The following is a 24403-nucleotide window of genomic DNA, read 5'->3' as shown; positions in this document are numbered from 1 at the left end:
GTGATTAATATGATAAAAATAGAAGGATTATATAAAAGTTTTGATAATTTAAAAGTATTAAAAGAAATAAATTTAGAAATAAATAAAGGTGAAGTAGTTGTAATAATTGGACCTTCAGGTACAGGAAAATCTACATTATTAAGATGTATAAATTATTTGGAAGAACCGGATGAAGGTATGATTGACATTGGTGATTTAAAAGTTAATATAGAAGAGATGACCAAATATGATATTCACAAATTGAGAAGAAAGACTTCTATGGTTTTTCAAACTTATAATTTATTTAAAAATAAGACAGCCCTAGAGAATATTATTGAAGCCTTGGTTGTAGTAAAGAAAATGAATAAAGAAGAAGCTAAAGAGATTGGATTAAATATCCTTGAACAGATTGGATTAAGTGATAAAAGAGATAGTTATCCATCTCAATTATCGGGTGGACAAAAACAGAGAATTGGAATCGGTAGGGCAATGGCTATGAATCCGGAAGTTATGTTATTTGATGAGCCTACTTCATCTTTAGATCCTGAGTTAGTTGGAGAAGTATTGGAAGTTATAAAATCTTTGGCAAAAGAAGATATGACTATGTTAATTGTTACTCATGAAATGGGATTTGCTAATGAAGCAGCGGATAGAATTGTGTTTATGGATAATGGAAGGATAGTAGAGCAAGATACACCTAAGAAAATATTTAATAATCCTCAGAACCCTAGAACTATGCAGTTTTTGGAAACAGTTTTATAATATTATTAACAATTATGAACACAGGTACTGAAAAGTATCTGTGTTCGTAATTTGTTTAGAGGAGGAGTTATTATGTTTAATTTTGATGAAGTAATTGATCGTAAGAATACTAATTCTCTTAAGTGGAATATAATTGATGATAAAGATATGCTTCCTATGTGGGTTGCTGATATGGAGTTTAAATCGCCTAAAGCAGTTAGAAAGGCCCTTAAAGAAAGAGTAGAACATGGTATTTTTGGTTATAGCGAAATTTCTGATTCTTATTATCAAGCTATTATTCAATGGATGAAAAAGCGCCATCAATGGGATATAAAAAAAGAGTGGATCTGTACTAGTCCAGGAGTTGTTCCTGCTTTAAATATGTTAGTTAGATGTTTAACTAATTCAGGAGATAAAGTTATCATTCAACCACCTGTTTATTATCCATTTTTTGATGCTATAAAAAATAACGGTTGTCATATAGTTGATAATCCTTTACAGTTTGATGGGACACGCTATACTATGGACTTGGATGATTTAGAGAAAAAAATTGATTCAAGAGTTAAATTAATGATGTTGTGTAGTCCGCACAATCCAGTAGGAAGAGTCTGGACTCCAGAAGAGTTGAAAAGACTTGGAGAATTATGTATCAAAAATAATGTAATTGTAATTGCAGATGAAATTCATTCAGATTTAATTTTTGAAGAATATGAACATACAGTATTTGCTTCTATTTCAGAAGAGTTTAAGCAGAATTGTATAGTCTGTAATGCTCCAAGTAAGACATTTAATTTAGCAGGAATTCAAGCATCAAATATCATTATTCCCAATAAAAGAATAAGGACTTTATATCAGCATAGTTTAGAACAAACTAGAATTGGCAGATTGAATGCGTTTGCTGTTACGGCATTAGAAGCAGCTTATAATTATGGGGAAGAATGGCTGGAAGAGCTTTTAGTATATTTGGAGGATAATTTTGATTTTTTATGTAACTATATAACAGAAGAGATACCACAGATAAATGTAATTCAACCGGAAGGGACATACTTAGTTTGGCTAGATTTTCGGTCCCTAGGTTTAGAAGATGAAGTACTTAATGATTTAATTCAAAAAGAAGGTAAATTAGTTTTAAATCCAGGACATATCTTTGGAACTGGAGGAAGTGGTTTTCAAAGAATTAATATAGCTTGTCCTAGGTCAATGTTAAAAGAAGGGCTTACTAGATTAAAAAAAGTAGTTAATCATCTTTAAAGTAATCTATAATTTTTAGTAAATTAAAATATTAATAGATTTTTATAGAAAGGAAGAGTTAAAATGAGTAATTTGGATGAATTTTTTAACTGTCTAAATCCTGAAGAACTTGAGGGATATGGGCCAATAGTAATTAAAGATCTAAAAGAAAAGGAGGATAAAAATATAGTAGGAACTTATTGTATTTTTACTCCCTATGAATTAATTTCTGCAGCAGAAGCAGTTCCAGTAACTTTATGTAGTACAAGTGAGGCTACTATTAAAGATGCCGAAAAACATTTGCCTCGTAACTTATGTCCGCTGATTAAATCCAGTTATGGTTATGCGATAACTGATAAATGTCCTTATTTTCATTTTACTGATTTAATAGTTGGAGAAACTACCTGTGATGGAAAGAAGAAAATGTATGAGTATTTAGATGATATAACACCGGTCCATGTGATGAAGCTTCCGCAGGCAAATGACAAAGAGAAAGATTTTGAAAATTGGAAACGGGAAATGATCATCCTAAAGAATAAACTTGAGGAAAAATTTGATGTTACAATTACTGACCAAAGATTAAAGGAAGAAATAAAGAAGAAAAATTTAGAGCGAAAGACTTTAAAGGAATTTTATGAATTAGCTAAGCTCAACCCTTCTCCATTATATGGAACTGAGATTTTGCAGGTATTAAATATTTCTAAGTTTACATTTGATAAAGAATTGGCTAATCAAAGAACTAAAGACATTACAAGGAAAGTAAGAGAAAATTATAATAATGGAGACATAAGAATTTCAAAGGATGCTCCCAGAATTCTGATTACAGGCTGTCCTATCGGGAATGCTACAGAAAAGGTAGTGAAACTAGTTGAAGAAAGTGGGGGAGTAGTTGTTTGTTTTGAGAATTGTACTGGAGTAAAAAGAAATAAAGAATTAGTAAACGAAGAGGTTAATCCTATAGATGCCTTAACTGAAAAGTATTTGAATACTCCCTGTTCTTGTATGAGCCCTAATGATAATAGGATTGATTTATTATCAGAATTAATTGATGAATATCAGGTAGATGGAGTAATTGATATGGTTCTGCAGGCCTGTCATACTTATAATGTAGAAACGTTCAGGATTAAAGAATTTGTAACCGGTAAAAAAGAGATTTCATATATAAATTTGGAAACTGATTATTCTCAATCTGATGTTGGTCAGTTAAAAACTCGGATTTCTGCTTTTGTAGAAATGTTATAAATTTAGGAGGGATGATTAAATGTATTCAATAGGAGTAGATATAGGATCAGTAGGGACTAAAGGAGTTCTATTTAATGGAGATATAGTTGATCAAGTTATAATGCCTACCGGCTGGAATCCAAAAGAAGCTGGGGCTGAAGCTTTAGATAATTTATTGAAAAATAATAATTTAGTTAGAAAAGATATAAAGCAGGTAGTGGCTACAGGATATGGTAGAGTATCTGCTGATTTTGCAGATAAGGTAGTTACAGAAATAACCTGTCATGCTAAGGGAGGACATTTTTTGGATGAGCGAGTAAGAACTATTATAGATATTGGAGGCCAGGATAGTAAGGCAATTAGCATAGATAAACAGGGAAATGTAGTTGATTTTATGATGAATGATAAATGTGCAGCAGGGACTGGGAAGTTTCTGGAGATAACGGTTAACTCTTTAGGAGAAAATATTAATGAGCTTGATCAACTAACAGAGAATACTGAACCTCAAAATATTAGCAGTATGTGCACAGTATTTGCTGAATCTGAAGTAATTAGTCTACTATCACAAGGCGTTGCTAAAGAATCAATTGCCTTAGGAATAGTACATGCTATTGCTAATCAGGCTCAAATATTGCTAAATAAAATTCCCATCAATAGTGAGATTTTATTTACTGGTGGCTTGGCTAAAAGTGAGAGAATAAAAGAAGTACTAAGTGATAAATTAGAAAAGGAAATTATTGTTTCTTCTAATTCACAGATTGCAGGTGCTTTAGGGGCTGCTGTGATAGGGAATAGTACTGTATAATTTAATTATAAACTTAAGGAGTGAGTGAACTACTCGGCATTGAAATACCGAGCTTCATGGTCGCCTGCTTTTATGGGAGTTACCCGTAATATCAAGCAAGTTACCCAATTGGCGTGTCCAACGTCACTACTCCTATCTAGCATAAGTGCTAGACTCAGAGATACTTTTACTCTGCTCAAGATAGAAGTGTAAGCACCTCTATAAGTGCTTACTAGAAGATTTAGTGTCTTCTATCTACAACGAGCACCCTGAATATTTTACACAGTAGAGGTTTAGCTACTGCAACCTCCAATATTCACTTGTAATCCATATTCAAATTATAACAAATTATGAAGCAAATATCAATTGTTTAAATTAATATTTGCTAATCCTTATATCTCCCATTTGAAAAAGGGAGGGTTACGGATTATTTCCTAATTATGAATCAAGAACAATTAGTCGCGTACTTACTAAAGATTTTACTGAGTTTGATAGTCCTGAGCGGGCTGAACACTATATTCAAATAACTGGTGAAGTAGCTGCTTGGATAATGGAAACTTTCGTTGAAGATGAAGTAATATAACTGTAGATGGTGTAATTACATTAATTTTGACGGGGATTTTTGGTGATAACTCGAGAGAAGTTGCTGAAGAAGCGAATTTATAATTGATTTATTAGTTTTTGGACAGCAAATAGTTACAGCTAGACTTTAGGCTTCCTCCTGAAATTGCTTTTTAAGATAACAATTGATTAGTCAGTATAGCTTAAAATATTGAAAAAAGATGGGATTAGTTTTAAAAGAAATTTTGTCGAAAAACTAGGTAGTAACGAAGTAATAACTATACTGCGGAAGTGAAATATTGATGAAGGAGAATTGGTATTAACCAAAAATTTATGTTAATATTAGATTTAAGATTAAAACTTAGATGTGGGGTGAAAATATGGAGAAGTATTTACGGCAGATTCCTGCTGTTGATAAAATATTACAGGAAAAAGCAATTAAGGAATTGGTTGCTCAGTATTCTCGTGAAGCTGTAGTTGATGTAATAAGAAGAGCTAATGAAGAATTACGGGAAAGGATTTTAAACGAAGATATTCCTGAGGACTTTGAAGTATCAATGGTTAAAGTAGTTGAGTTGGTGATCAAGAGAGCTGCGGAATGGTTGAGTCCAAACCTTAAGTCTGTCATTAATGGAACAGGAGTGGTGATCCATACTAATTTAGGCCGATCTCTGCTGACTGAAGAGGCCCAGAAAAGATTAGTTGAGGTGGCTCAGAATTATTCCACATTAGAAATAGATGTTCAGACTGGCCAGAGAGGCTCACGATATGATCATGTAGCAGAATTATTGACGTATTTAACTGGAGCAGAGGATAGTTTAGTTGTCAATAATAATGCAGGGGCTGTATTATTAGCTTTAAGTACTCTAGCGGAAGGAGAAGAGGTTATTATATCTCGGGGACAGTTAGTTGAAATTGGAGGTTCATTTAGAATTCCAGAGGTAATGGAACAGAGCGGAGCCCAACTGGTGGAAGTAGGAGCTACTAATAAGACCCACTTAAGGGATTATGAAGCTGCTATTACTGAGGAGACCGGATTATTATTGGATGTCCATACTAGCAATTATCGAATTGTAGGTTTTTCTGAACAAGTATCTTTAGAAGAATTAGTAGAGCTGGGAGCAGAGCATGATCTGCCAGTGTTGAATGATTTAGGAAGTGGAACCTTAATTGATTTTAGTCAGTATGGCTTTAGTCCAGAACCTACTGTACAGGACAATGTTGAAGCTGGGGCTGATGTAATAACTTTCAGCGGTGATAAATTATTGGGAGGTCCTCAGGCTGGAATCATTGTTGGAAAAAAAGAGTATATTCAACAGATAAAGGAGAATCCTTTAAATAGAGCGCTGCGAGTCGATAAGTTCACTTTGGCTGCCCTGGAAGAGACTCTGCGTCTCTATTTAGATTTAGAAACAGCAGTTGAAAAGGTACCTACGCTGAGGTTGTTGACGATGGACTCAGAAGTATTAAGACAAAGAGCTGATAGACTGGCTTCAAGATTGGATAAATTATCTGGTTTAGAAGCAGAAGTAGAGCAGGGTTTTTCACAGGTAGGCGGAGGAGCCTTTCCCAATGAAGACTTAGCAACATTTCTAGTTAAAGTTTCTGTTGATCATTTAACAGCTAATGAAACAGGTAATAGATTAAGAGAACTGGACCCGCCTCTTTTTACTAGGATTCAGGATGAGAAGATAATTATTGATGCAAGGACTATCAAAGATGAGGAGATTGATACAATATTTACTCACTTTAGCAGTTTGATAAAGGAGGCATAAGGTATGAAGCACTTGATTTTAGGAACAGCAGGCCATATTGACCATGGTAAAACCACATTGATTCAGAAATTAACCGGAGCTGATACTGATAGATTGGCAGAGGAACAGGAACGGGGAATTTCCATTGATTTAGGCTTTACTTCCTTTGAGTTGGAAGATGAAGGGATAGAGCTGGGGATTATTGATGTACCGGGCCATGAGAAGTTTGTTAAGAATATGCTGGCTGGGGCTGGAGGGATAGATTTAGCTTTATTAGTAGTTGCTGCTGATGAAGGCTTTATGCCGCAGACAGAGGAGCATCTCAATATTTTAGAGCTTTTAGGGGTAGAAGAAGGAGTAGTAGCCCTTACTAAGGTAGATACAGTAGAAGAAGAATGGTTGGAACTGGTTAAAGAAGATACAAAGGATAATTTGGCCGGTACCTTTCTAGAAGAAGCAGCTTTAGTTCCGGTTTCTGGAGTAACAGGAACTGGGATAGAAAAATTAATAGCAGAATTAACGGAGATAGCTAAGGGAATGGAGCCTAAAAATCAGGATGATAATGTCTATTATCCGCTTGATAGATCCTTTTCGATAGATGGCTTTGGTACAGTAGTAACCGGAACTTTAATGGCCGGTAAGTTACAGGAGGGGGATAAAGGTATTATTTATCCTCAACAAGAGGAAGTAGAGGTTAAGAATCTTCATGTGCATGGTGAAGCAGTAGAGGAAGCAGTAGCCGGGCAGAGAGTTGGAACTAATCTAGCCGATGTGGATGTTGATGATATTTCACGCGGAGATATTTTAGCTGAACCGCATACATTGGATTCGACTACATTAATGGATGTTAAACTGGAACTGCTGCCGGATGCTCCTTTAAGCTTAGAGCAGAATGAGCGGTTGAGGATCCATTTAGGTGCTAAAGAGGTCTTTGGCCGAATCAGTATTCTAAATAAAGAAACTATCTATCCTGGCGAAGAAGCCTATGTCCAATTGAGGTTAGAAGAATCTATGGTTGCTTACTATAATCAGCCCTTTGTTATTAGACGCTATTCACCAGTAGTAACTGTTGGTGGAGGAAGAGTATTGCTTCCGAGGTGCGGTAAACATAAACGCTTTAATAGTGAATTATTATCTAAATTACAGATACAGGAAGAGGGTAGTGATTTAGAAAGGATTGAAGTTGTAATTCAGGATTATAAGCAGACAGTTAAGCCGAAAGATTTGATGATAGAAATAGGCTTAACAGTTGATGAGATAAAGGATAAGTGTGTTAAGTTGGTTGAAAAGAATAAAATCTTCAAATTCACTACAGGACAGCAGGTTTCGTATCTGCATTATAATGTTTATAGTCGTCTTAAGGATCAGGTGGTTGAAGCACTAAAAGAGTATCACCGTCAATATCATCTTCGCTGGGGACGGGCTAAAGAAGAGGTAAGGAGCCAGCTGCAGTTTGAGTTAAGCAAGCAGGAATATGATCAGTTTTTGAGTAGTCTTGAAGAAGAAGGAGTAATTGAGATAAAGAAAGCTGATATTAAATTAACCGAACATGAAATAAAGTTAACTGAACAGGAAGAAGAGCTTAAGAATAGAATTGAAGATGAATTTAGGAATAATTCTTTCATGCCGCCTACACTACCGGAATTACAGCAAAAATTTGAGGTTGAAGAAGAATTAATAGAGGATTTATTTGATTTATTAGTATGTAAAGGAAGATTAAAGAGAATCAATGCTGAGATCTATCTCCACTATGAAACTCTAAATGAAGCTAGAGAAAGGTTAAAAGATTTCTTAGCTGATAATGGGGAGATTACGCTGGCAGAATATAGAGATTTATTAGATAGCAGCCGAAAATATACACTGCCGCTGTTGAATTACTTTGATCAGCAGGGCGTGACAAAACGGGTTGGGGATAAACGGATTTTAGCTGAATAAATTCACAATATGATGTAGAAACAGCACTTATTATAAGTGCTGTTTTTTTTGTTGGTGTGTTCCGTAAATTGCATTGTCAATGGGTGAAAGTCCTATCTGTGCTTTCAACATGGTAGATAAGGTTGAGATATTGTGGCACTCACAGACGAAAAGGGTGAGCAAACGGAGAAAACAAACGTCAACCTAAGTCTAAACTGAAATGGTACATGAAGTCAACAGTGATAGGGTGTCTATCGTGAGATAGAATCTGAAGAATCTGAGATGTGCTGTCAGTCCGAAACAAAAGTGAACCAGAGGTGGCATTTAACTGTGGTGATCCGCCTAAATAACGGAGAAATTCATACTAAAACTATTAGAATAGAAAAAGACTAGTTTGTAGCCAAGAATGCTCTGCTCAGCTTGAGGAGTTTCTCCGTTCCAGATCTTTTTTCTCTCCTGTTGCTAATTGCAAATAAGTTAAATTTTCATTGATCTGGTTTTAAACGCTTCCTCAGATTATTTTGTACAATTATTGTTGATATCTTGCAACAAGCGACTTAACTGACGTTAACCGCAACATCCTGTTGCAGCGTCAGCACTAGAACGTTCTGTTCGTCGTAAAGCAGCCCCACAAGAGGAAATGGCTAACATATAAAGTAGGGTATTTAAATAGTAGCTCTAAAGTTAATTTATTGCTAATTGATTAGGGTTGATTTTTGGAGCGTTTGCAAGATATCAACTCTAAACTGCAACAATATATCAATATAGTTATGATTTGAATAAAATAATTCGCAAAAAATGTCAATAAATAACATATTAAGTCAAATTTATAATCACGATTGACAAATAATCATAGACAAATAGTCATAATTGTGTTACTATTAAGATAAATGAAGGAATTTGTCAAAAAATCAAATTGGAGGTGGAATTATGTTAGAAGGAAAGAAAGTTGCTATTATTGGCGATCGTGACGGAATTCCAGCTCCTGCAATCCAAGAATGCATAGAAACAACTGGGGCCGAAGTAGTTTTTGGTTCTACAGAATGTTTCGTGTGAACAGCTGCAGGAGCTATGGACCTGGAAAATCAAAAGAGGATTCAAGATCTCGCTGAGGAACATGGAGAAGAAAACTTAGTAGTAATCTTAGGCGGTGCAGAAGCAGAAGCTTCTGGTTTAGCAGCCGAGACTGTTACTAATGGAGATCCTACTTTTGCCGGTCCATTAGCAGGGGTCCAGTTAGGACTCAGAGTTTACCACGTAGTAGAACCAGAGATTAAAGACGAGATTGATGAGGATGTTTATGAAGAACAGATCAGTATGATGGAAATGGTTCTTGAAGTTGATAATATTGTTGATGAAGTTAAGAAATATAGAGAAGAGTACTGTAAATTTTTAGATAATTAATAGGTAATAGCTAACTTTCAACAGAGTTGGTTATTACCTATTTGTGCTGAAAAAAACAGATACCAGATAATTGAAAGTCTGGTATCTATCTTAACACTAAAAAGAAAGGGGTGGAGATAGCAGTGCGTTTAGAAATAGATAACTTTCCTGTAGAAGAAATGCAGTTTGGAGATGAAACCTCTTATAATGACGGCTTATTGACTATTAATAAAGAAGAAGCTTTAGAGGTTGTCAAAAAGGATGAGCATATTACAGAAGCTGATATAGTATTTGCTCGTCCAGGAGAAGAAAAGCGAATTGTTCCAGTTAAAGAAGCAGTAGAGCCAAGATATAAAGAGGATGATGGCGCTGTTTTTCCTGGAGTAACAGATGATGTAGAAAGCGTGGGTAGCGGAAAGACAAAGGCCTTAAAGAACTGTAGTGTATTAGGTATTGGTAAACACTGGGGTAGTTTTGGTGATGGTTTAATAGATATGAGTGGTGAAGGTGCTAAATATACTTACTTCTCTCAGTTAAACAATATCTGTCTGGTAGCAGATACAGATGAAGAGTTTGAACGTCATGAACAACAGAAGAAGAATCATGCTATCAGATGGGCTACTCATCGGTTAGCCAAGTATCTAGCTACTGCTGTAAAGGATCTTGAACCACAGAAGGAAGATGTAGAAGAGTTTGAATTAGCTCCAATTACTAAGAGGGATAAGAAAACCCAGGAATTACCTTCCGTAGTTTATGTAATGCAACCACAATCTCAGATAGAAGAGTTAGGGTATAATGATTTGGTTTATGGTTGGGATACAAATCGAATGTTACCTACCTTAATGCATCCTAACGAGATACTAGATGGTGCAATTATAGGTGGTAGTTATATGTGTTGTTCTTCTAAATGGGCAACTTACGATTTTCAGAATTGTCCCACAATTAAGAAATTATATGAACAGCATGGAGAAACAATTAACTTTTTAGGTGTAATTATGTCTAACTTAAATGTAGTTCTAGAGCAAAAAGAAAGAGCTGCATTATTTGTACAACAGTTATCTACTTCTTTAGGTGCAGATGCAGCAATTATAGCCGAAGAAGGTTATGGTAATACAGATGCTGATTTTATTGAATGCTTTAAACTTTTAGAAGAGGCTGGGATTAAGACGGTAGGAATGACTAATGAGTGTACTGGTTCAGATGGTCATTCTCAACCACTAGTAAGTTTAGATGATGCTGCAGATGCTATTGTTTCTTGTGGTAATGTTTCTGCTTTAATTGAACTTCCTCCAATGGAAACAGTAATTGGTGAGTTAGAATCATTAGCACGAGATGGTTTAGCTGGAGGTTGGGAAGATGATGAAAAACTAGGTCCTTCAGTAAGAGAAGATGATTCAATTATCATGGCAAATGATTCAATGTTCTGTGGTGATCAGGTACTTGGTTGGTCTCCAAAGACAGTGAAAGAATTTTAATTTAAATATTTGAGGAGGTGTAAATGCATGAAAAAAGCAATTTTATATTTGAATCAATTTTTCGGACAAATCGGTGGTGAAGATAAGGCTGATTTTGCTCCTGTAATAAAAGAAGGTCAAGTTGGAGCAGGGATGTTACTTAATAATTTGTTAGAAGATGCAGAAGTAAGTCATACAGTTATTTGTGGAGATAACTTTATGGGATCAAATGAAGAAGAAGCTGTAGATACTATATTAGGTTTTTTAGAAGATAAAGACTTTGATATCTTCTTTGCTGGACCAGCTTTTCAAGCAGGACGATATGGTAATGCTTGTGGTGTAATCTGTAAAGCTGTAAAAGAGAAATTTGGTGTACCTGTTATTTCTTCTATGAACGAAGAAAACCCTGGTGTTGATATGTTTAAAAAAGATGTTGATATCTTGCCAGGCGGTCAAAGTGCAGCTAAAATGAAGGATGATATGACCAAGATGGCTGAACTTGGAAATAAATTTTTAGCTGGAGAAACAGGTCTTACTGCAGAAGAAAAAGGAATTTACATTAGAGGGAAGAGACATCAGGTTTGGCTAGAAGATGAAACGCCTGCTGCTGATAGAGCTATGGATATGTTATTGAAGAAGATAAATGGTGAAGAGTTCAAGAGTGAATTACCAATGCCTAAAATTGATAAAGTACCAATTGCTGATCCAATTGAAGATTTAAGTGAGGCTACAGTAGCTCTAGCTACATCTGGTGGTATTGTTCCTGTAGATAATCCTGATAAGATTCAATCTGCTTCTGCTACTAGATGGGGTAGATATGATGTAAGCGGTATGGATAAGTTAGAGAATAGAGAAGCAGGTGCATTTAAAACAATTCATGCTGGTTATGATCCAGCTGCTGCTAATGAAGATCCTAATCGTGTTTTACCTTTAGATGCATTAAGAGCTTATGAGAAAGAAGGAAAGATTGGAAAAGTTGATGATTATTTCTATGCGACTGTTGGAACTGGAACCGCAGAAGTTGAAGCAGCAAGAATGGGTCAAGAGATGGTAGAAGAGATGCAAAGAGATGGCGTAGATGCTGTTATTTTAACTTCTAACTGAGGTACTTGTACTCGTTGCGGTGCAACGATCGTAAAAGAGATTGAAAAAGCTGGAATTCCTATTGTTCAAATGGCAAATTTAATACCTGTTGCTAAAACAGTAGGAGCAAATAGAATGGTACCAACAATTTCTATCCCTTATCCACTTGGGGATCCTGGAACTTCTGAAGAAGAACAGTGGAAGTTAAGATATCATAGAGTTGGTGTTGCTTTAGATGCATTGACTACAGATGTTGAGGAACAAACAGTATTTAGTGTTGATATTTAATTAAATTTATTTCCCAGGGTACTATATAGTACCCTAGGAATTTAAATGTTTTGTATTTGTATTACTTTTAATATATTTTATTTATTATATAAGGGGGTTTGTTAAAGTGAAAAAAGATAATTTTTGGAATCCAGTTTTCACAATATCAATAGTAGTAGTAGTTATTATTGTAGGTTTAGGTGCTCTTATGCCAGAGGCTTTTGGAAATGTAACATCAGCATCATTTGATTTTTTAGTTGGTAATTTTGGTTGGTTTTATATTTTAACAATGTCAACGTTTGTGGTATTTTCGCTATATATGCTATTTGGTAAATTTGGTGATATTAAATTAGGATTACCAGATGATGAGCCAGAATATAGTTTAGTATCATGGTTTGGAATGCTATTTAGTTCTGGAATGGGTGTAGGGCTTATATTTTTTGGCGTGGCAGAACCATTATACCATTTTGGTGGACCACTTAGTGGGATAGCACCAGAATCTGCAGCAGCAGCAGATTTTGCTTTTAGAAAATCATTCTTGCACTGGGGATTACATCCATGGGCAGCTTATGCTGTTTTAGCATTGGCTTTAGCTTATATGCAATTTAGAAGAAAAGAATCAGGACTTATTAGTAGTGTATTCATTCCGCTAATTGGAAGAGATGGAGCAAAAGGGTCACTAGGTAAGACAATCGATATTTTAGCAATTTTTGCTACAGTTGCTGGTGTTGCATCTTCACTTGGAATGGCAACTATGCAGATTAATGGTGGATTGAATTTATTAGCTGGATTACCACTTAACCAAGGGATTCAATTAGCTATAATTGCTATTATCACATTCTTATTTGTGTTAACAGCTGTAATGGGAATTGAAAAAGGAATCAAACTTGTATCAGATATGAATATAACATTATGTGCAGGTTTAATGGTTGTAGCTTTCTTAGTAGGACCTAAAGTAGAGATTTTAAATAATTTAAGTAATTCTGTAGGTTTATATTTAGGTGGAATTGTTTCAGATAGTTTTGCAATATCAAGTGATTCTTGGTATGGTTGGTGGACTGTCTTTTACTGGGCATGGTGGATTGCTTGGGCACCATTTGTAGGAACTTTTATTGCTAGAATTTCTAAAGGAAGAACTATAAGAGAATTTATTTCTGGAGTATTAATTGCACCAACAATTGCATCTTTTTTCTGGTTTTCAATTTTTGGAACAGTTGGAATTAATGTTTATAATAAAATTGGTGAATTTACAACAGAAACAGCTTTCTTCAAAGTTTTTGAACATTATCCTCTTGGAACATTATTATCTGGTGTAGCAGTATTATTATTAACTACATTCTTTATTACATCAGCTAACTCAGCAACATTTGTATTAGGTATGTTTTCAGAAGAAGGAAATTTAAATCCTGCTACTCCTAAGAAAATAATTTGGGGATTATTAACTGCAGGATTAGCAGCTGTATTATTACTTGCAGGTGGTTTAGATGCGTTACAAACTGGGTCAATAGTTGCAGCCTTCCCATTTGCTTTTGTAATGATATTTGCAATGTATTCATTAGTAAAAGCTTTAAAAGGAGACAAAACATATATTGCTAATTATGAGAAAGATATTAAAAGCAATAGTGATAAAATTGAAAATAATAATGAGGTTACATGTTAGCAGATAAATGTAATCTTATATGATAAGGGACGAAATAATCGTCTCTTATCATTTGATAAAAAAGTAATCATGATTACTTTTTTATATTTTTGCTTTTTAACTCCCTATAAGAAATATTAAATTTTGTTGTCTACTATTGTTATAAGATATGTTAATACAACATTTAAATATGTTCTTGACATATTTCATAATAATTAATCATAAATAAAAGGGGTGAATTAAATGAGTAAGATTTATGATGTATTAATAGTTGGAGGAGGGCCAGCAGGATTAGCAGCAGGTCTTTATGCATCTCGTTCTAAACTTGATACTTTATTATTAGAAACAAATAGTCAAGTAGGAGGACAGGTGTCTACTTATCATGAAATGGAGAACTATCCTGGAGCACTTGATACTAGTGCACCAGAGTTAATGGAGAATTTTAGAGAACATGCTGAAGAATTTGGTACTGAAATCAAACAGGCAGAAGTTGAAGAAATTAAGCCAGATGGTTTTATAAAGACTGTTAGTACTAAAGATGGTACAGAATATAAGGCTAAAAGTGTAATAGTAGCTACAGGAGCAGAACCTAGAAGGTTAGGTGTTCCTGGTGAAGATGAATTTAAAGGTAAAGGAGTTTCATACTGTGCTACATGTGATGCTGATTTCTTTGTTGATTTAGAAGTTGTAGTTGTTGGGAATGGGAATTCAGCTATCGAAGAAGCACTATATTTAACTAAGTTTGCTAGTAAAGTAACAGTAGTTGTTATTCATGATGAAGGAACTATGGATGCAGATAAGATTTATCAAGAAAGAGCTTACGCTAATGATAAGATTGAATTTGTTTGGAATTCTACTTTAGAAGAAGCTAAGGGAGATGGATTAGTAGATACAGCTGTACTTAAAAATATTAAGACAGGAGAAAAAACAGATTTCTCTTGTGATGGTATCTTCATCTTTATTGGTCGAGTACCAAGAACTGATTTCTTAGAAGGAACTGTTGAACTAACAGATAATGGTTACTTAAAGACTGATGATAAATTAGAAACAAATGTACCTGGAGTTTATGCTGCAGGTGATGTTAGAGAAAAATTCCTACGCCAAGTAGTAACAGCTGCTGCTGATGGTGCTACAACTGCAACTGCTGCTGGAGGATATATTGAAGAAGAAGAATACTGGCAGAAGAATGTAGTAGAAGCAGAAGAAGATGTATTAGTAGCTTTCTGGAGTCCTACTAATGATGAAAGTATGGAAATGACAAACAAATTAGAAAATATGGATTTAGAGGCTCAGGGTGCTAAATTAGTTAAGATAGATACTTATAAAAATACTCGTATTTCTAATCGCTATGATGTAACTGAAGTTCCAACTTTACTTAAGCTTCAAGATGGTGAAGTTACAGATAAAATTGCTCAACCTACAGAAAGTGAAATAGAGGAGCTTGTATAGCTAATCAGTTTAGGTTTAAGGTTAAACTTAATTTAGTCTTAAACTTAAGCTTAAACTTATAAACTTGAAAGGAGATGAAAGTAATGATTAAAGTGGATAAGGAGAATTATGATGAGGAAGTATTAGAGGTATAAGGACCAGTAGACGACGGAGGGGCAGTTTTTGACAGTGAGCGAAACAGGACGTTGAGCGAACGGCAAGCGTCGGATACATATTGACTATTCCCGTAATATCATAAATGAGATTATATCGGTTATGCTAGGAAACTATAAATAAAGAATATATGCGATAATATTGCAAGTGACACATTATATCAATATAGTTATGATTTAAATTTATAGAATAAAATAGAATAAAATTGTAAAAAATATCAATAAATAATATATTAAATCGATTTTATAATCATGGTTGACAAATAATCACGATTATGTTATTATAATAACAAGCTAAATAAATTCATTAAAAATCTAACTTGGAGGTGGAATTATGTTAGAAGGAAAGAAAGTTGCTATTATTGGCGATCGTGACGGAATTCCAGCTCCTGCAATTCAAGAATGCATAGAAACAACTGGAGCCGAAGTAGTTTTTGGTTCTACAGAGTGTTTCGTGTGAACAGCTGCAGGAGCTATGGACCTGGAAAATCAAAAGAGGATCCAAGAGTTAGCTGAGGAACATGGAGAAGAAAACTTAGTAGTAATCTTAGGCGGTGCAGAAGCAGAAGCTTCTGGTTTAGCGGCCGAGACTGTTACTAATGGAGATCCTACTTTTGCCGGTCCATTAGCAGGAGTCCAGTTAGGACTCAAAGTTTATCACGTAGTAGAACCAGAGATTAAAGAAGAAATTGATGAGGATGTTTATGAAGACCAGATAAGTATGATGGAAATGGTTTTAGAAGTTGATGATATTGTTGAAGAAGTTAAGAAGTATAGAGAAGAATACTGTAAATTTTTAGATAATTAATAGATAATAACTAACTTTTTAAAAGAGTTGGTTATTACCTATTTGTACTGAAAAAAGAACAGGTACCAGATAATTGAAAGTCTGGTATCTGTCTTATGTCTGGTATCTATTTTAACACTAAAAAGAAAGGGGTGGAGATAGCAGTGCGTTTAGAAATAGATAATTTTCCTGTAGAAGAAATGCAGTTTGGAGATGAAACCTCTTATAATGACGGCTTATTGACTATTAATAAAGAAGAAGCTTTAGAGGTTGTCAAAAAGGATGAGCATATTACAGAAGCTGATATAGTATTTGCTCGTCCAGGAGAAGATAAGCGAATTGTTCCAGTTAAAGAAGCAGTAGAGCCAAGATATAAAGAAGATGAAGGTGCTGTCTTTCCAGGAGTAACAGATGATGTAGAAAGTGTAGGTAGCGGTAAAACAAAGGCCCTAAAAAATTGTAGTGTATTAGGTGTTGGTAAACATTGGGGTAGCTTTGGTGATGGTTTAATAGATATGAGCGGTGAAGGTGCTAAGTATACTTATTTTTCTGGACTGAATAATATCTGTTTAGTAGCAGATACAGATGAAGAATTTGAACGGCATGAACAGCAGAAGAAGAATCATGCTATCAGATGGGCTACTCACAGATTAGCTAAATACTTAGCTACTGCTGTAAAGGATCTTGAAGCAGAGGAAGAAAGCGTAGAGGAGTTTGAGTTAGCTCCTATTACTAAGCGTGATGATAAGACATCTGACCTTCCGTCTGTAGTTTATGTAATGCAGCCGCAATCACAAATGGAAGAAATGGGATATAATGATTTGGTTTACGGCTGGGATATGAATCATGTAGTACCTACTTTCATGCATCCTAATGAAATTTTGGATGGTGCAATGATTTCAGGAAGCTTCATGCCTTGTTCTTCTAAGTGGGCAACTTACGACTTTCAAAATTGTCCGACTATTAAAAAATTATATGAACAGCATGGAGAAACAATTAACTTTTTGGGTGTAATTATGTCTAATCTAAATGTTAATCTAGAGGAGAAAGAAAGATCAGCTATCTTTGTAGCACAGATAGCTAAATCTCTAGGAGCTGACGGTGCTATTTTAACTGAAGAAGGTTATGGTAATCCTGATGCTGACTTTATTGGATGCTTTGAAGCATTAGAAGATGCTGGCGTTAAAACAGTAGGATTAACTAATGAATGTACTGGTAGAGATGGTAAGTCACAGCCATTAGTAGCTTTAGATGATAAAGCAGATGCTATTGTTTCTACTGGTAATGTATCAGCTTTGATTGAATTGCCTCCAATGGAGACAGTGATTGGAGAGTTAGAAGCATTAGCTCGCGATGGTTTAGCTGGTGGTTGGCCGGATGATGATGAATTAGGTTCTTCAGTGAAAGAAGATGGTTCAATTATTATGGAGAATAACTCTATGTTCTGTGGAGATCAGATTATTGGATGGTCTACTAAGACAATGAAAGAATTTTAATAAATTAATATTTAAGGAGGTGCAAAAAATGAGTAAAAAAGCAGTTCATTATATAAATCAGTTCTTTGGGCAAATCGGTGGTGAGGAAGAAGCAGATTATCCACCGAGCATTGAAGAAGGTACAGTTGGCCCGGCAAATTTATTAGATAATTTATTGGATGCTGAAGTGACTCATACAGTTATCTGCGGAGATAATTACATGGGGTCTAATGAGGAAGATGCAGTAGAAACTATCTTAGAGGCTCTAGAAGATATAGACTTTGATATCTTCATTGCTGGTCCAGCCTTTCAAGCAGGTAGATATGGATCTGCCTGTGGAACAATAGGTAAAGCAGTTAAGGAAAGATTTGAGGTTCCAGTAATTACCTGTATGAATGAAGAAAATCCTGGGGTAGACATGTTTAAGAAGGATTTGCATATCTTTCCTGGTGGAGCAAGTGCAGCTAAAATGAGAGATGACATGAAGAAGGTAGCTGACTTTGGAAACAAAATTTTAAATGGTGAAGAGTTACTTTCAGCTGAAGAAGAAGGCTATTTCCTACGAGGGAAGAGACATCAAGTCTGGTTAGAAGATGAAACTCCAGCGGCTGAACGGGCAGTGGATATGCTGCTTAAAAAGTTAAATGGAGAAGAATTCGAAACTGAATTACCTATGCCGGAGAATATGGGAGTAGAAATTGCTGATCCAATTGAAGATTTAAGTGAAGCTAAAGTTGCTCTAGTTACTTCTGGTGGTATTGTACCTGTAGGTAATCCGGATAATATTCAGTCTGCATCTGCTACTCGTTGGGGTAAGTATGATATCTCTGATTTAGATGAATTCCCTAGCAGAGAAGAAGAAGAAGGATATAGAACTATCCATGCAGGATATGACCCAGCAGCTGCTGATGCAGTTCCTGACCGAGTAGTTCCTCTTGATGCAATGCGGAAGTATGAAGAGGAAGATAGAATTGGAAAGCTGCATGGTTATTTCTACACAACAGTAGGAACAGGTACTACTGAAGCTGAAGCTTCTAGAATGGGTGCTGAAATAGCAGAAGAGCTATTAGAGGCTGATGTTCAGGCAGTAATATTAACTTCTACATGAGGAACTTGTACTCGTTGCGGTGCAACGATATATAAAGAGATTGAAAAGACAGGAATTACAATTGTTCAAATGGCTAACTTAATTCCAGTAGCTGAATCTGTAGGAGCAAATAGAATGGTACCAACTATTTCTATTCCTTATCCACTAGGCGACCCAGCTGATTCTGAAGATGATCAATGGAAATTACGTTATCATAGAGTCGGTGTAGCTTTAGATGCTTTAGAAACAGATATTGAAGATCAGACTGTATTTAATGTAGAAATTTAGAAAAAATGATTTTGGCCTACCAAAATTATATAATTTAGGTAGGCCAAAATCAGTTAAATGGATTGGGATGAAATAATTACTAGAGAGGAGAAAACTATGAATAAAAAAATAGGTACAGTTTTTTATATTTCATTAATTATTACTTTAATTGTTGCTAGTTGGGGAATATTTGCTCCAGTTCATTTTGAAAAAGTAGCTAATAGTATTTTTCATTTTTTAACTACTAATTTTGGATGGTTGTATTTATTAGCAGCTTCAAGTTTTGTGTTTTTTGGTATAGCATTGGCTAGTAGTAGGTACGGTAAAGTTAAGTTAGGAAAGGATGATGAAGAACCAGAATATGATACACTTTCTTGGTTTGCTATGTTATTCAGTGCCGGGATGGGAATTGGACTAGTTTTTTGGGGAGTTGCTGAACCAATTTCTCATTTTTTGCATCCACCAGTAGGTGCAGGTGGAACTGCTAAAGCAGCTGAGAAGGCAATGACTTATTCCTTTTTTCATTGGGGATTTCATGCCTGGGGATGTTATAGTATTTTAGCTATGACCTTAGCTTACTTTCAATTTAGAAAGGAAACGCCAGCCTTAATAAGTAAAACTTTTAAGCCATTGCTTGGTGACAAAATTAATGGTCCTTTGGGAAAAACAATTGATATATTAACAGTTTTGGCTACAGTAGCAGGAGTTGCTACTTCTTTAGGATTAGGTACAATTCAGATTAATGGTGGACTCAATTATTTATTTGGTATTCCTATTAGTTCTTTGGTACAAGTTGGAATCATTTTATTAATTACTGTAATTTATATTGTGACTGCAATAAGTGGTTTGGATAAGGGAATTAAGGCAATTGCTAATTTGAACTTAAGAGTTGCTCTTATCCTACTGGTAACTGTTATAATAATTGGGCCGACAGCTAAAATTTTCAATATGTTGACTTCTGGAATAGGAGGTTATTTGAGTAATTTATTTAATTTAGGATTTAATACTCGTATTTACACTAATCCTGATTGGATGGGAAGTTGGACGATCTTTTATTTAGCTTGGTGGATTGCTTGGGCTCCTTTCGTAGGTACTTTTATTGCTCGAATTTCAAGAGGAAGAACAATCAGAGAGTTTGTAGGAGGAGTTTTAGCAGTTCCTAGTTTAGCAAGTATGATTTGGTTTGCTGCATTTGGTACTTCAGCTATTAATTTGAATTTTACTGGTTCCGAAAAAGTAGTTGAAGCTGCTTCCAAGAATGTTTCTACTGCATTATTTGAAATTTTTGCTCATTATCCATTAGGTTTTTGGATTTCAGTAGTAACTATTTTCTTAGTATTTACTTTCTTTATTACATCAGCCAACTCAGCTACTTTTGTATTAGCTATGATTTCATCTAAAGGAGATTTAAATCCAACTAATAAAGTTAAAAGTGTTTGGGGAGTTGTACAAGCCGGTTTAGCTATTGGTTTATTGATTTCTGGTGGATTAGAAGCTTTACAAATTGCTTCTATTGCAGGGGCATTTCCTTTTGCAATTATCATGATTTTGATGTGTGTTTCACTTTATAAATCATTAAGGGAAGAGGAATTAAATAGTTAATTTTGATATAGAGACTAAATATAAGTACAAGTTTAAAATATGCTTATTCTGTTATAAAGGAGGCAGTCAAATGAATAAAGAATATGATGTATTAATTATTGGCGGCGGACCAGCAGGTCTATCAGCTGGGATGTATGCTTCTCGTTCCAAGTTAGATACATTACTGTTAGAAACAGGCGATGTAGGCGGGCAGCCAAAAAGTTATGAAGAGATGGAAAATTATCCTGGTGTGCTTGATGCTAGCGCTCCTGAGTTAATGGACAATTTTAAAGAACATGCCGAAAAATTTGGAACTGAGATAAAAGAAGGCGAAGTAAAAGAGATAGATGCAGATGGCTTTGTTAAAACTGTAACTACTAAAGAGGGAGTTGAGTACAAGGCCAAGAGTATAATCCTAGCTACTGGAGCTGAGCCAAGAAGATTAGGCGTCGAAGGCGAAGAAGAATTTAAAGGTAAAGGAGTATCTTACTGTGCAACCTGTGATGCCGACTTCTTTGTTGATCTAGAAGTAGCTGTCGTAGGTAATGGTAATTCAGCTATCGAAGAAGCTCTATATTTAACTAAGTTTGCCAGCAAAGTAACAGTTATTGTCATCCATGAGGAAGGAACTATGGATGCCGACAAGATTTATCAAGAGAGAGCTTATGAGAATGATAAGATAGAGTTTGTCTGGAATTCAACTGTAGATAGAATCGAAGGCGACGGCTTAGTAGATAAAGCAGTCCTTAAGAATATCAAAACAGGTGACTTAACTGATTTTGAATGTGATGGTATCTTTATCTTCATCGGTCGGGTTCCCAGCACAGACTTTGTAGAGGATACAGTGGAACTAACAGATAATGGCTATATTAAAGTTGATGATACATTAGAAACTAGTAAACCAGGCGTCTTTGCTGCCGGAGATGTAAGAGAGAAATATCTACGTCAGGTAGTAACAGCCGCAGCCGATGGAGCAACAACAGCTACAGCTGCCGGAGGCTATATTGAGGAAGAAGAATACTGGCAGGAGAATGTATTAGAGGCAGATGAAGACGTATTAGTAGCTTTCTGGAGTCCTACTAATGAGGAAAGCATGGACATGACAAATAAGTTAGAGAATATGGATTTAGATGCTAAGTTAGTTAAGATAGATACTTATAAGAATATGAGAATTTCTAATCGTTATGAAGTAACAGAGATTCCAACTCTGCTTAAGCTGCAGGATGGCGAAGTTGTAGAAAAGCTTATTCAACCTACAGTTGATGAATTAGAAGAGATTATTTAAACCAAACTAAAATAAACTTGAAAGGGGCTGAAAATAATGATTGAAGTAGACAAGGAGAATTATGAAGAGGAAGTATTAGAAGTAGAAGGACCAGTAATGGTAGATTACTGGGGAGAAGGTTGTGACCACTGTTTAGAATTAATGCCTGGAGTTGAGGACTTAGCTGAAAAGTATGGCGATGATATGAAGTTCTGTAAGTTAAATATTAAAGGTAACCGCCGTTTAGCTATGAGCCAGCAGGTTATGGGCTTACCATCAATGGTATTCTATGTTGATGGAGAAAAGGTAGAACACTTAAGTGGCGACGACTTAACAATTGAAGAGATTGAGGAAGAGATTAAGCAGCATATTTAAGTATTGATGGATTAAGCGGCTTCATCTAATTTCACCTAATAGGGTGGAGCTGCTTAATCGATATCTAATTATTATGTAGTTACAGTGCATAATCCAGCCTGGGAAGTTTCTCCTTTCCAGATCTTTTTTCTCTCTTGCTGCTAATTGTAAATAATTTAAACTCTCATGGTTTGAATAAGCTATTTTGAAAGCAGTCAATAACTGTGACGAAAAAATTTAGATTTCACTCTGAAACAACCCAGACTGAAATTATAACATAATATTTACTATTCCTGCAATATCTTGAATGATCATATTAATTATGTTTTGAAGCTTTAGTCAATTTTAGTCTTGTGTAAGTCTGCGTCCAAAAGTTAATTTTAATGAAAATCTTAAATATATTATCAATTAATAAAATAATGGAGGTGCCAAGTATGAGTGAAGCAGTATTAAAAGGAAGCAGTTATGTATTAGTTCATGCTGCTAATACTTTATTAGAACATGGATCCACACAAACATCAGAGAGAGCACAGAATCCAGATAGTGAATATCTAAAGCAAGCACCAGAATTTTTAAGAAGTTATGAAGAGGTAGTAAGTTATGGTCCAAACCAGTCCTATATTGGAAATATGTCAATAAAAGATTTAGAGGATATTGAACGTCCTTGGTATGAGAATAATGTTGATGATGCCAGCCGGTTCAGTGACTGGGGCGAGATTATGCCTGAAGATGAATTTTATGGAGTAATGAAGATGGCTGACAGCTTTGATTTAGTACAACTAAGTGAAGACTTTGCCAAAGATGTAAAAGATAAATTAGCAGATCATAGTTTATTAGAAGATAATTTAGATCAAATAGAAGGTACAGCTGTTGATTCCATTCAAGAGATGGTAGATGAACATACTGCTGAACCTCTATACTTAGATGGAGAATTAATCGGCTGTGTTAAACAGGCCCATGATACAGATGTTAACCTCAATGCCCATACTATGTTAGAGAATACAGTAGTTAAGGCTTCAGGAATACTTTCTATGCTCCACTTAGGTAAGCAGGAAGAAATCGATTTAGCCGAGGTAGACTATGTAATCGAAGTATCCGAGGAAGCCTGCGGTGATATTAATCAGCGCGGCGGAGGCAACTTTGCTAAATCAATAGCAGAAATGGCCGGCTGTAAGCAGGCTACTGGTTCAGATACTAGAAGCTTCTGTGCTGGACCTGCTCATGGTTTAATCCATGCTGCTGGTTTAGTTAAATCAGGTATGTTTGATAATGTAGTAGTAGTAGCCGGTGGTTCGACAGCTAAGTTAGGTATGAATGGAAAAGACCACGTTAAGAATGAAATGCCTATTTTAGAAGACTGTTTAGGCGGCTTTGCTGTCTTGGTCAGTGAAGATGACGGTAAGAGTCCAGTTATCAGAACAGATGCTGTAGGTCGTCATACAGTGGATACAGGGTCTTCTCCACAAGCAGTAATCTCTTCTTTAGTAACTGAACCGTTGGATAACATAGACCTAGGAATTACAGATATCGATAAATATTCAGTAGAAATGCAGAATCCAGATATTACAGAACCAGCAGGTGCAGGTAATGTACCAGAATCTAACTATAAGATGATTGCTGCCCTGGGAGTTAAGCGGGGAGATTTAGAGAAAAAAGAGCTACCTAATTTTGTAGATGAACACGGTATGCCCGGCTTTGCACCAACACAGGGACACATTCCATCGGGAGTACCCTTTATTGGCCATGCTCGCCGTGAGATGTTAGCAGGCGAGATGGAGCGGAGCATGATTATCGGTAAAGGAAGTCTATTTTTAGGTAGAATGACTAACTTATTTGATGGTGTATCCTTTATTATGGAAGCAAATGAAGGACAGGATAGCAACGAGACAGGAGTCAGTGAAGACGAGATTAAAGGTATCGTAGCTAAGGCAATGCGTAACCTATCTGATTCCTTACTAGCTGATGAAGAATAAAGGA

Annotated in this window: 18 protein-coding genes; all 18 read left to right on the top strand. The window is 35.4% G+C overall.

Annotation, left to right across the window (positions count from 1 at the left end; genetic code table 11):
* The first annotated feature begins 9 nt into the window (after window positions 1–9).
* Window positions 10–741, top strand: a complete 732-nt coding sequence (locus acear_RS11615) for an amino acid ABC transporter ATP-binding protein (RefSeq protein ID WP_013279212.1) — start codon at window positions 10–12, stop codon at window positions 739–741.
* Between the two features lie 69 nt (window positions 742–810).
* Window positions 811–1971, top strand: a complete 1161-nt coding sequence (locus tag acear_RS11610) for a MalY/PatB family protein (protein ID WP_041667768.1) — start codon at window positions 811–813, stop codon at window positions 1969–1971.
* 63 nt (window positions 1972–2034) lie between these two features.
* Window positions 2035–3192 carry a double-cubane-cluster-containing anaerobic reductase gene (locus acear_RS11605; protein ID WP_013279210.1) on the top strand — a complete coding sequence of 386 codons (1158 nt, stop codon included), beginning with the start codon at window positions 2035–2037 and terminating at the stop codon, window positions 3190–3192.
* A gap of 19 nt (window positions 3193–3211) precedes the next feature.
* Entirely contained in the window at window positions 3212–3976 is a 765-nt protein-coding gene (locus acear_RS11600; RefSeq protein ID WP_013279209.1) for an acyl-CoA dehydratase activase, read from the top strand.
* Between the two features lie 920 nt (window positions 3977–4896).
* Window positions 4897–6291: an L-seryl-tRNA(Sec) selenium transferase gene (gene selA / locus acear_RS11595; protein ID WP_041667394.1), complete on the top strand. Its 1395-nt coding sequence runs from the start codon at window positions 4897–4899 to the stop codon at window positions 6289–6291.
* 3 nt (window positions 6292–6294) lie between these two features.
* Window positions 6295–8205 carry a selenocysteine-specific translation elongation factor gene (gene selB, locus acear_RS11590; RefSeq protein ID WP_013279207.1) on the top strand — a complete coding sequence of 637 codons (1911 nt, stop codon included), beginning with the start codon at window positions 6295–6297 and terminating at the stop codon, window positions 8203–8205.
* 909 nt (window positions 8206–9114) lie between these two features.
* Window positions 9115–9588 carry a glycine/sarcosine/betaine reductase complex selenoprotein A gene (gene grdA / locus acear_RS11580; protein WP_013279206.1) on the top strand — a complete coding sequence of 158 codons (474 nt, stop codon included), beginning with the start codon at window positions 9115–9117 and terminating at the stop codon, window positions 9586–9588.
* A gap of 122 nt (window positions 9589–9710) precedes the next feature.
* Entirely contained in the window at window positions 9711–11042 is a 1332-nt protein-coding gene (locus acear_RS11575) for a glycine/sarcosine/betaine reductase component B subunit (protein ID WP_013279205.1), read from the top strand.
* 27 nt (window positions 11043–11069) lie between these two features.
* Window positions 11070–12392 (top strand): betaine reductase selenoprotein B, encoded by a 1323-nt coding sequence (gene grdH / locus acear_RS11570; protein ID WP_013279204.1) that lies wholly within the window; start codon window positions 11070–11072, stop codon window positions 12390–12392.
* 106 nt (window positions 12393–12498) lie between these two features.
* A complete protein-coding gene (locus acear_RS11560) occupies window positions 12499–14031 on the top strand; it encodes a BCCT family transporter (protein ID WP_013279203.1) in 1533 nt (510 codons plus the stop codon).
* 222 nt (window positions 14032–14253) lie between these two features.
* Window positions 14254–15459, top strand: coding sequence for a thioredoxin-disulfide reductase (trxB, locus tag acear_RS11555; RefSeq protein WP_013279202.1), 1206 nt, complete (start codon window positions 14254–14256; stop codon window positions 15457–15459).
* Between the two features lie 486 nt (window positions 15460–15945).
* Window positions 15946–16419 carry a glycine/sarcosine/betaine reductase complex selenoprotein A gene (gene grdA, locus acear_RS11545; protein ID WP_013279201.1) on the top strand — a complete coding sequence of 158 codons (474 nt, stop codon included), beginning with the start codon at window positions 15946–15948 and terminating at the stop codon, window positions 16417–16419.
* Between the two features lie 143 nt (window positions 16420–16562).
* Window positions 16563–17894 (top strand): glycine/sarcosine/betaine reductase component B subunit, encoded by a 1332-nt coding sequence (locus acear_RS11540; RefSeq protein WP_013279200.1) that lies wholly within the window; start codon window positions 16563–16565, stop codon window positions 17892–17894.
* Between the two features lie 28 nt (window positions 17895–17922).
* Window positions 17923–19248, top strand: a complete 1326-nt coding sequence (gene grdH / locus acear_RS11535; protein WP_013279199.1) for a betaine reductase selenoprotein B — start codon at window positions 17923–17925, stop codon at window positions 19246–19248.
* Between the two features lie 96 nt (window positions 19249–19344).
* Window positions 19345–20829: a glycine betaine uptake BCCT transporter gene (locus acear_RS11525; RefSeq protein WP_041667387.1), complete on the top strand. Its 1485-nt coding sequence runs from the start codon at window positions 19345–19347 to the stop codon at window positions 20827–20829.
* A gap of 70 nt (window positions 20830–20899) precedes the next feature.
* Entirely contained in the window at window positions 20900–22093 is a 1194-nt protein-coding gene (gene trxB, locus acear_RS11520) for a thioredoxin-disulfide reductase (protein ID WP_013279197.1), read from the top strand.
* Between the two features lie 36 nt (window positions 22094–22129).
* On the top strand, window positions 22130–22447 hold the full coding sequence (gene trxA / locus acear_RS11515; protein WP_013279196.1) for a thioredoxin TrxA: 318 nt from the start codon (window positions 22130–22132) through the stop codon (window positions 22445–22447).
* A 413-nt stretch (window positions 22448–22860) separates the two neighbouring features.
* Complete coding sequence (grdC, locus tag acear_RS11510) at window positions 22861–24399, top strand: glycine/sarcosine/betaine reductase complex component C subunit beta (RefSeq protein WP_013279195.1); 1539 nt, start codon at window positions 22861–22863, stop codon at window positions 24397–24399.
* Window positions 24400–24403 lie beyond the last annotated feature (4 nt).

Origin of the sequence: Acetohalobium arabaticum DSM 5501 (assembly GCF_000144695.1) — a bacterium.
Lineage (GTDB): Bacteria > Bacillota > Halanaerobiia > Halobacteroidales > Acetohalobiaceae > Acetohalobium > Acetohalobium arabaticum.
Note: the sequence above shows the minus strand (reverse complement) of the source record. Positions and strands in the feature narration are given on the sequence as shown.

Excerpts from the sequence above, each read along its gene's own strand:
- acear_RS11615 (WP_013279212.1), top strand. The coding sequence starts at position 10 with ATGATAAAAATAGAAGGATTATATAAAAGTTTTGATAATTTAAAAGTA.
- acear_RS11605 (WP_013279210.1), top strand. The coding sequence starts at position 2,035 with ATGAGTAATTTGGATGAATTTTTTAACTGTCTAAATCCTGAAGAACTT.
- acear_RS11600 (WP_013279209.1), top strand. The coding sequence starts at position 3,212 with ATGTATTCAATAGGAGTAGATATAGGATCAGTAGGGACTAAAGGAGTT.
- selA (WP_041667394.1), top strand. The coding sequence starts at position 4,897 with ATGGAGAAGTATTTACGGCAGATTCCTGCTGTTGATAAAATATTACAG.
- selB (WP_013279207.1), top strand. The coding sequence starts at position 6,295 with ATGAAGCACTTGATTTTAGGAACAGCAGGCCATATTGACCATGGTAAA.
- trxB (WP_013279202.1), top strand. The coding sequence starts at position 14,254 with ATGAGTAAGATTTATGATGTATTAATAGTTGGAGGAGGGCCAGCAGGA.
- acear_RS11525 (WP_041667387.1), top strand. The coding sequence starts at position 19,345 with ATGAATAAAAAAATAGGTACAGTTTTTTATATTTCATTAATTATTACT.
- trxB (WP_013279197.1), top strand. The coding sequence starts at position 20,900 with ATGAATAAAGAATATGATGTATTAATTATTGGCGGCGGACCAGCAGGT.
- trxA (WP_013279196.1), top strand. The coding sequence starts at position 22,130 with ATGATTGAAGTAGACAAGGAGAATTATGAAGAGGAAGTATTAGAAGTA.
- grdC (WP_013279195.1), top strand. The coding sequence starts at position 22,861 with ATGAGTGAAGCAGTATTAAAAGGAAGCAGTTATGTATTAGTTCATGCT.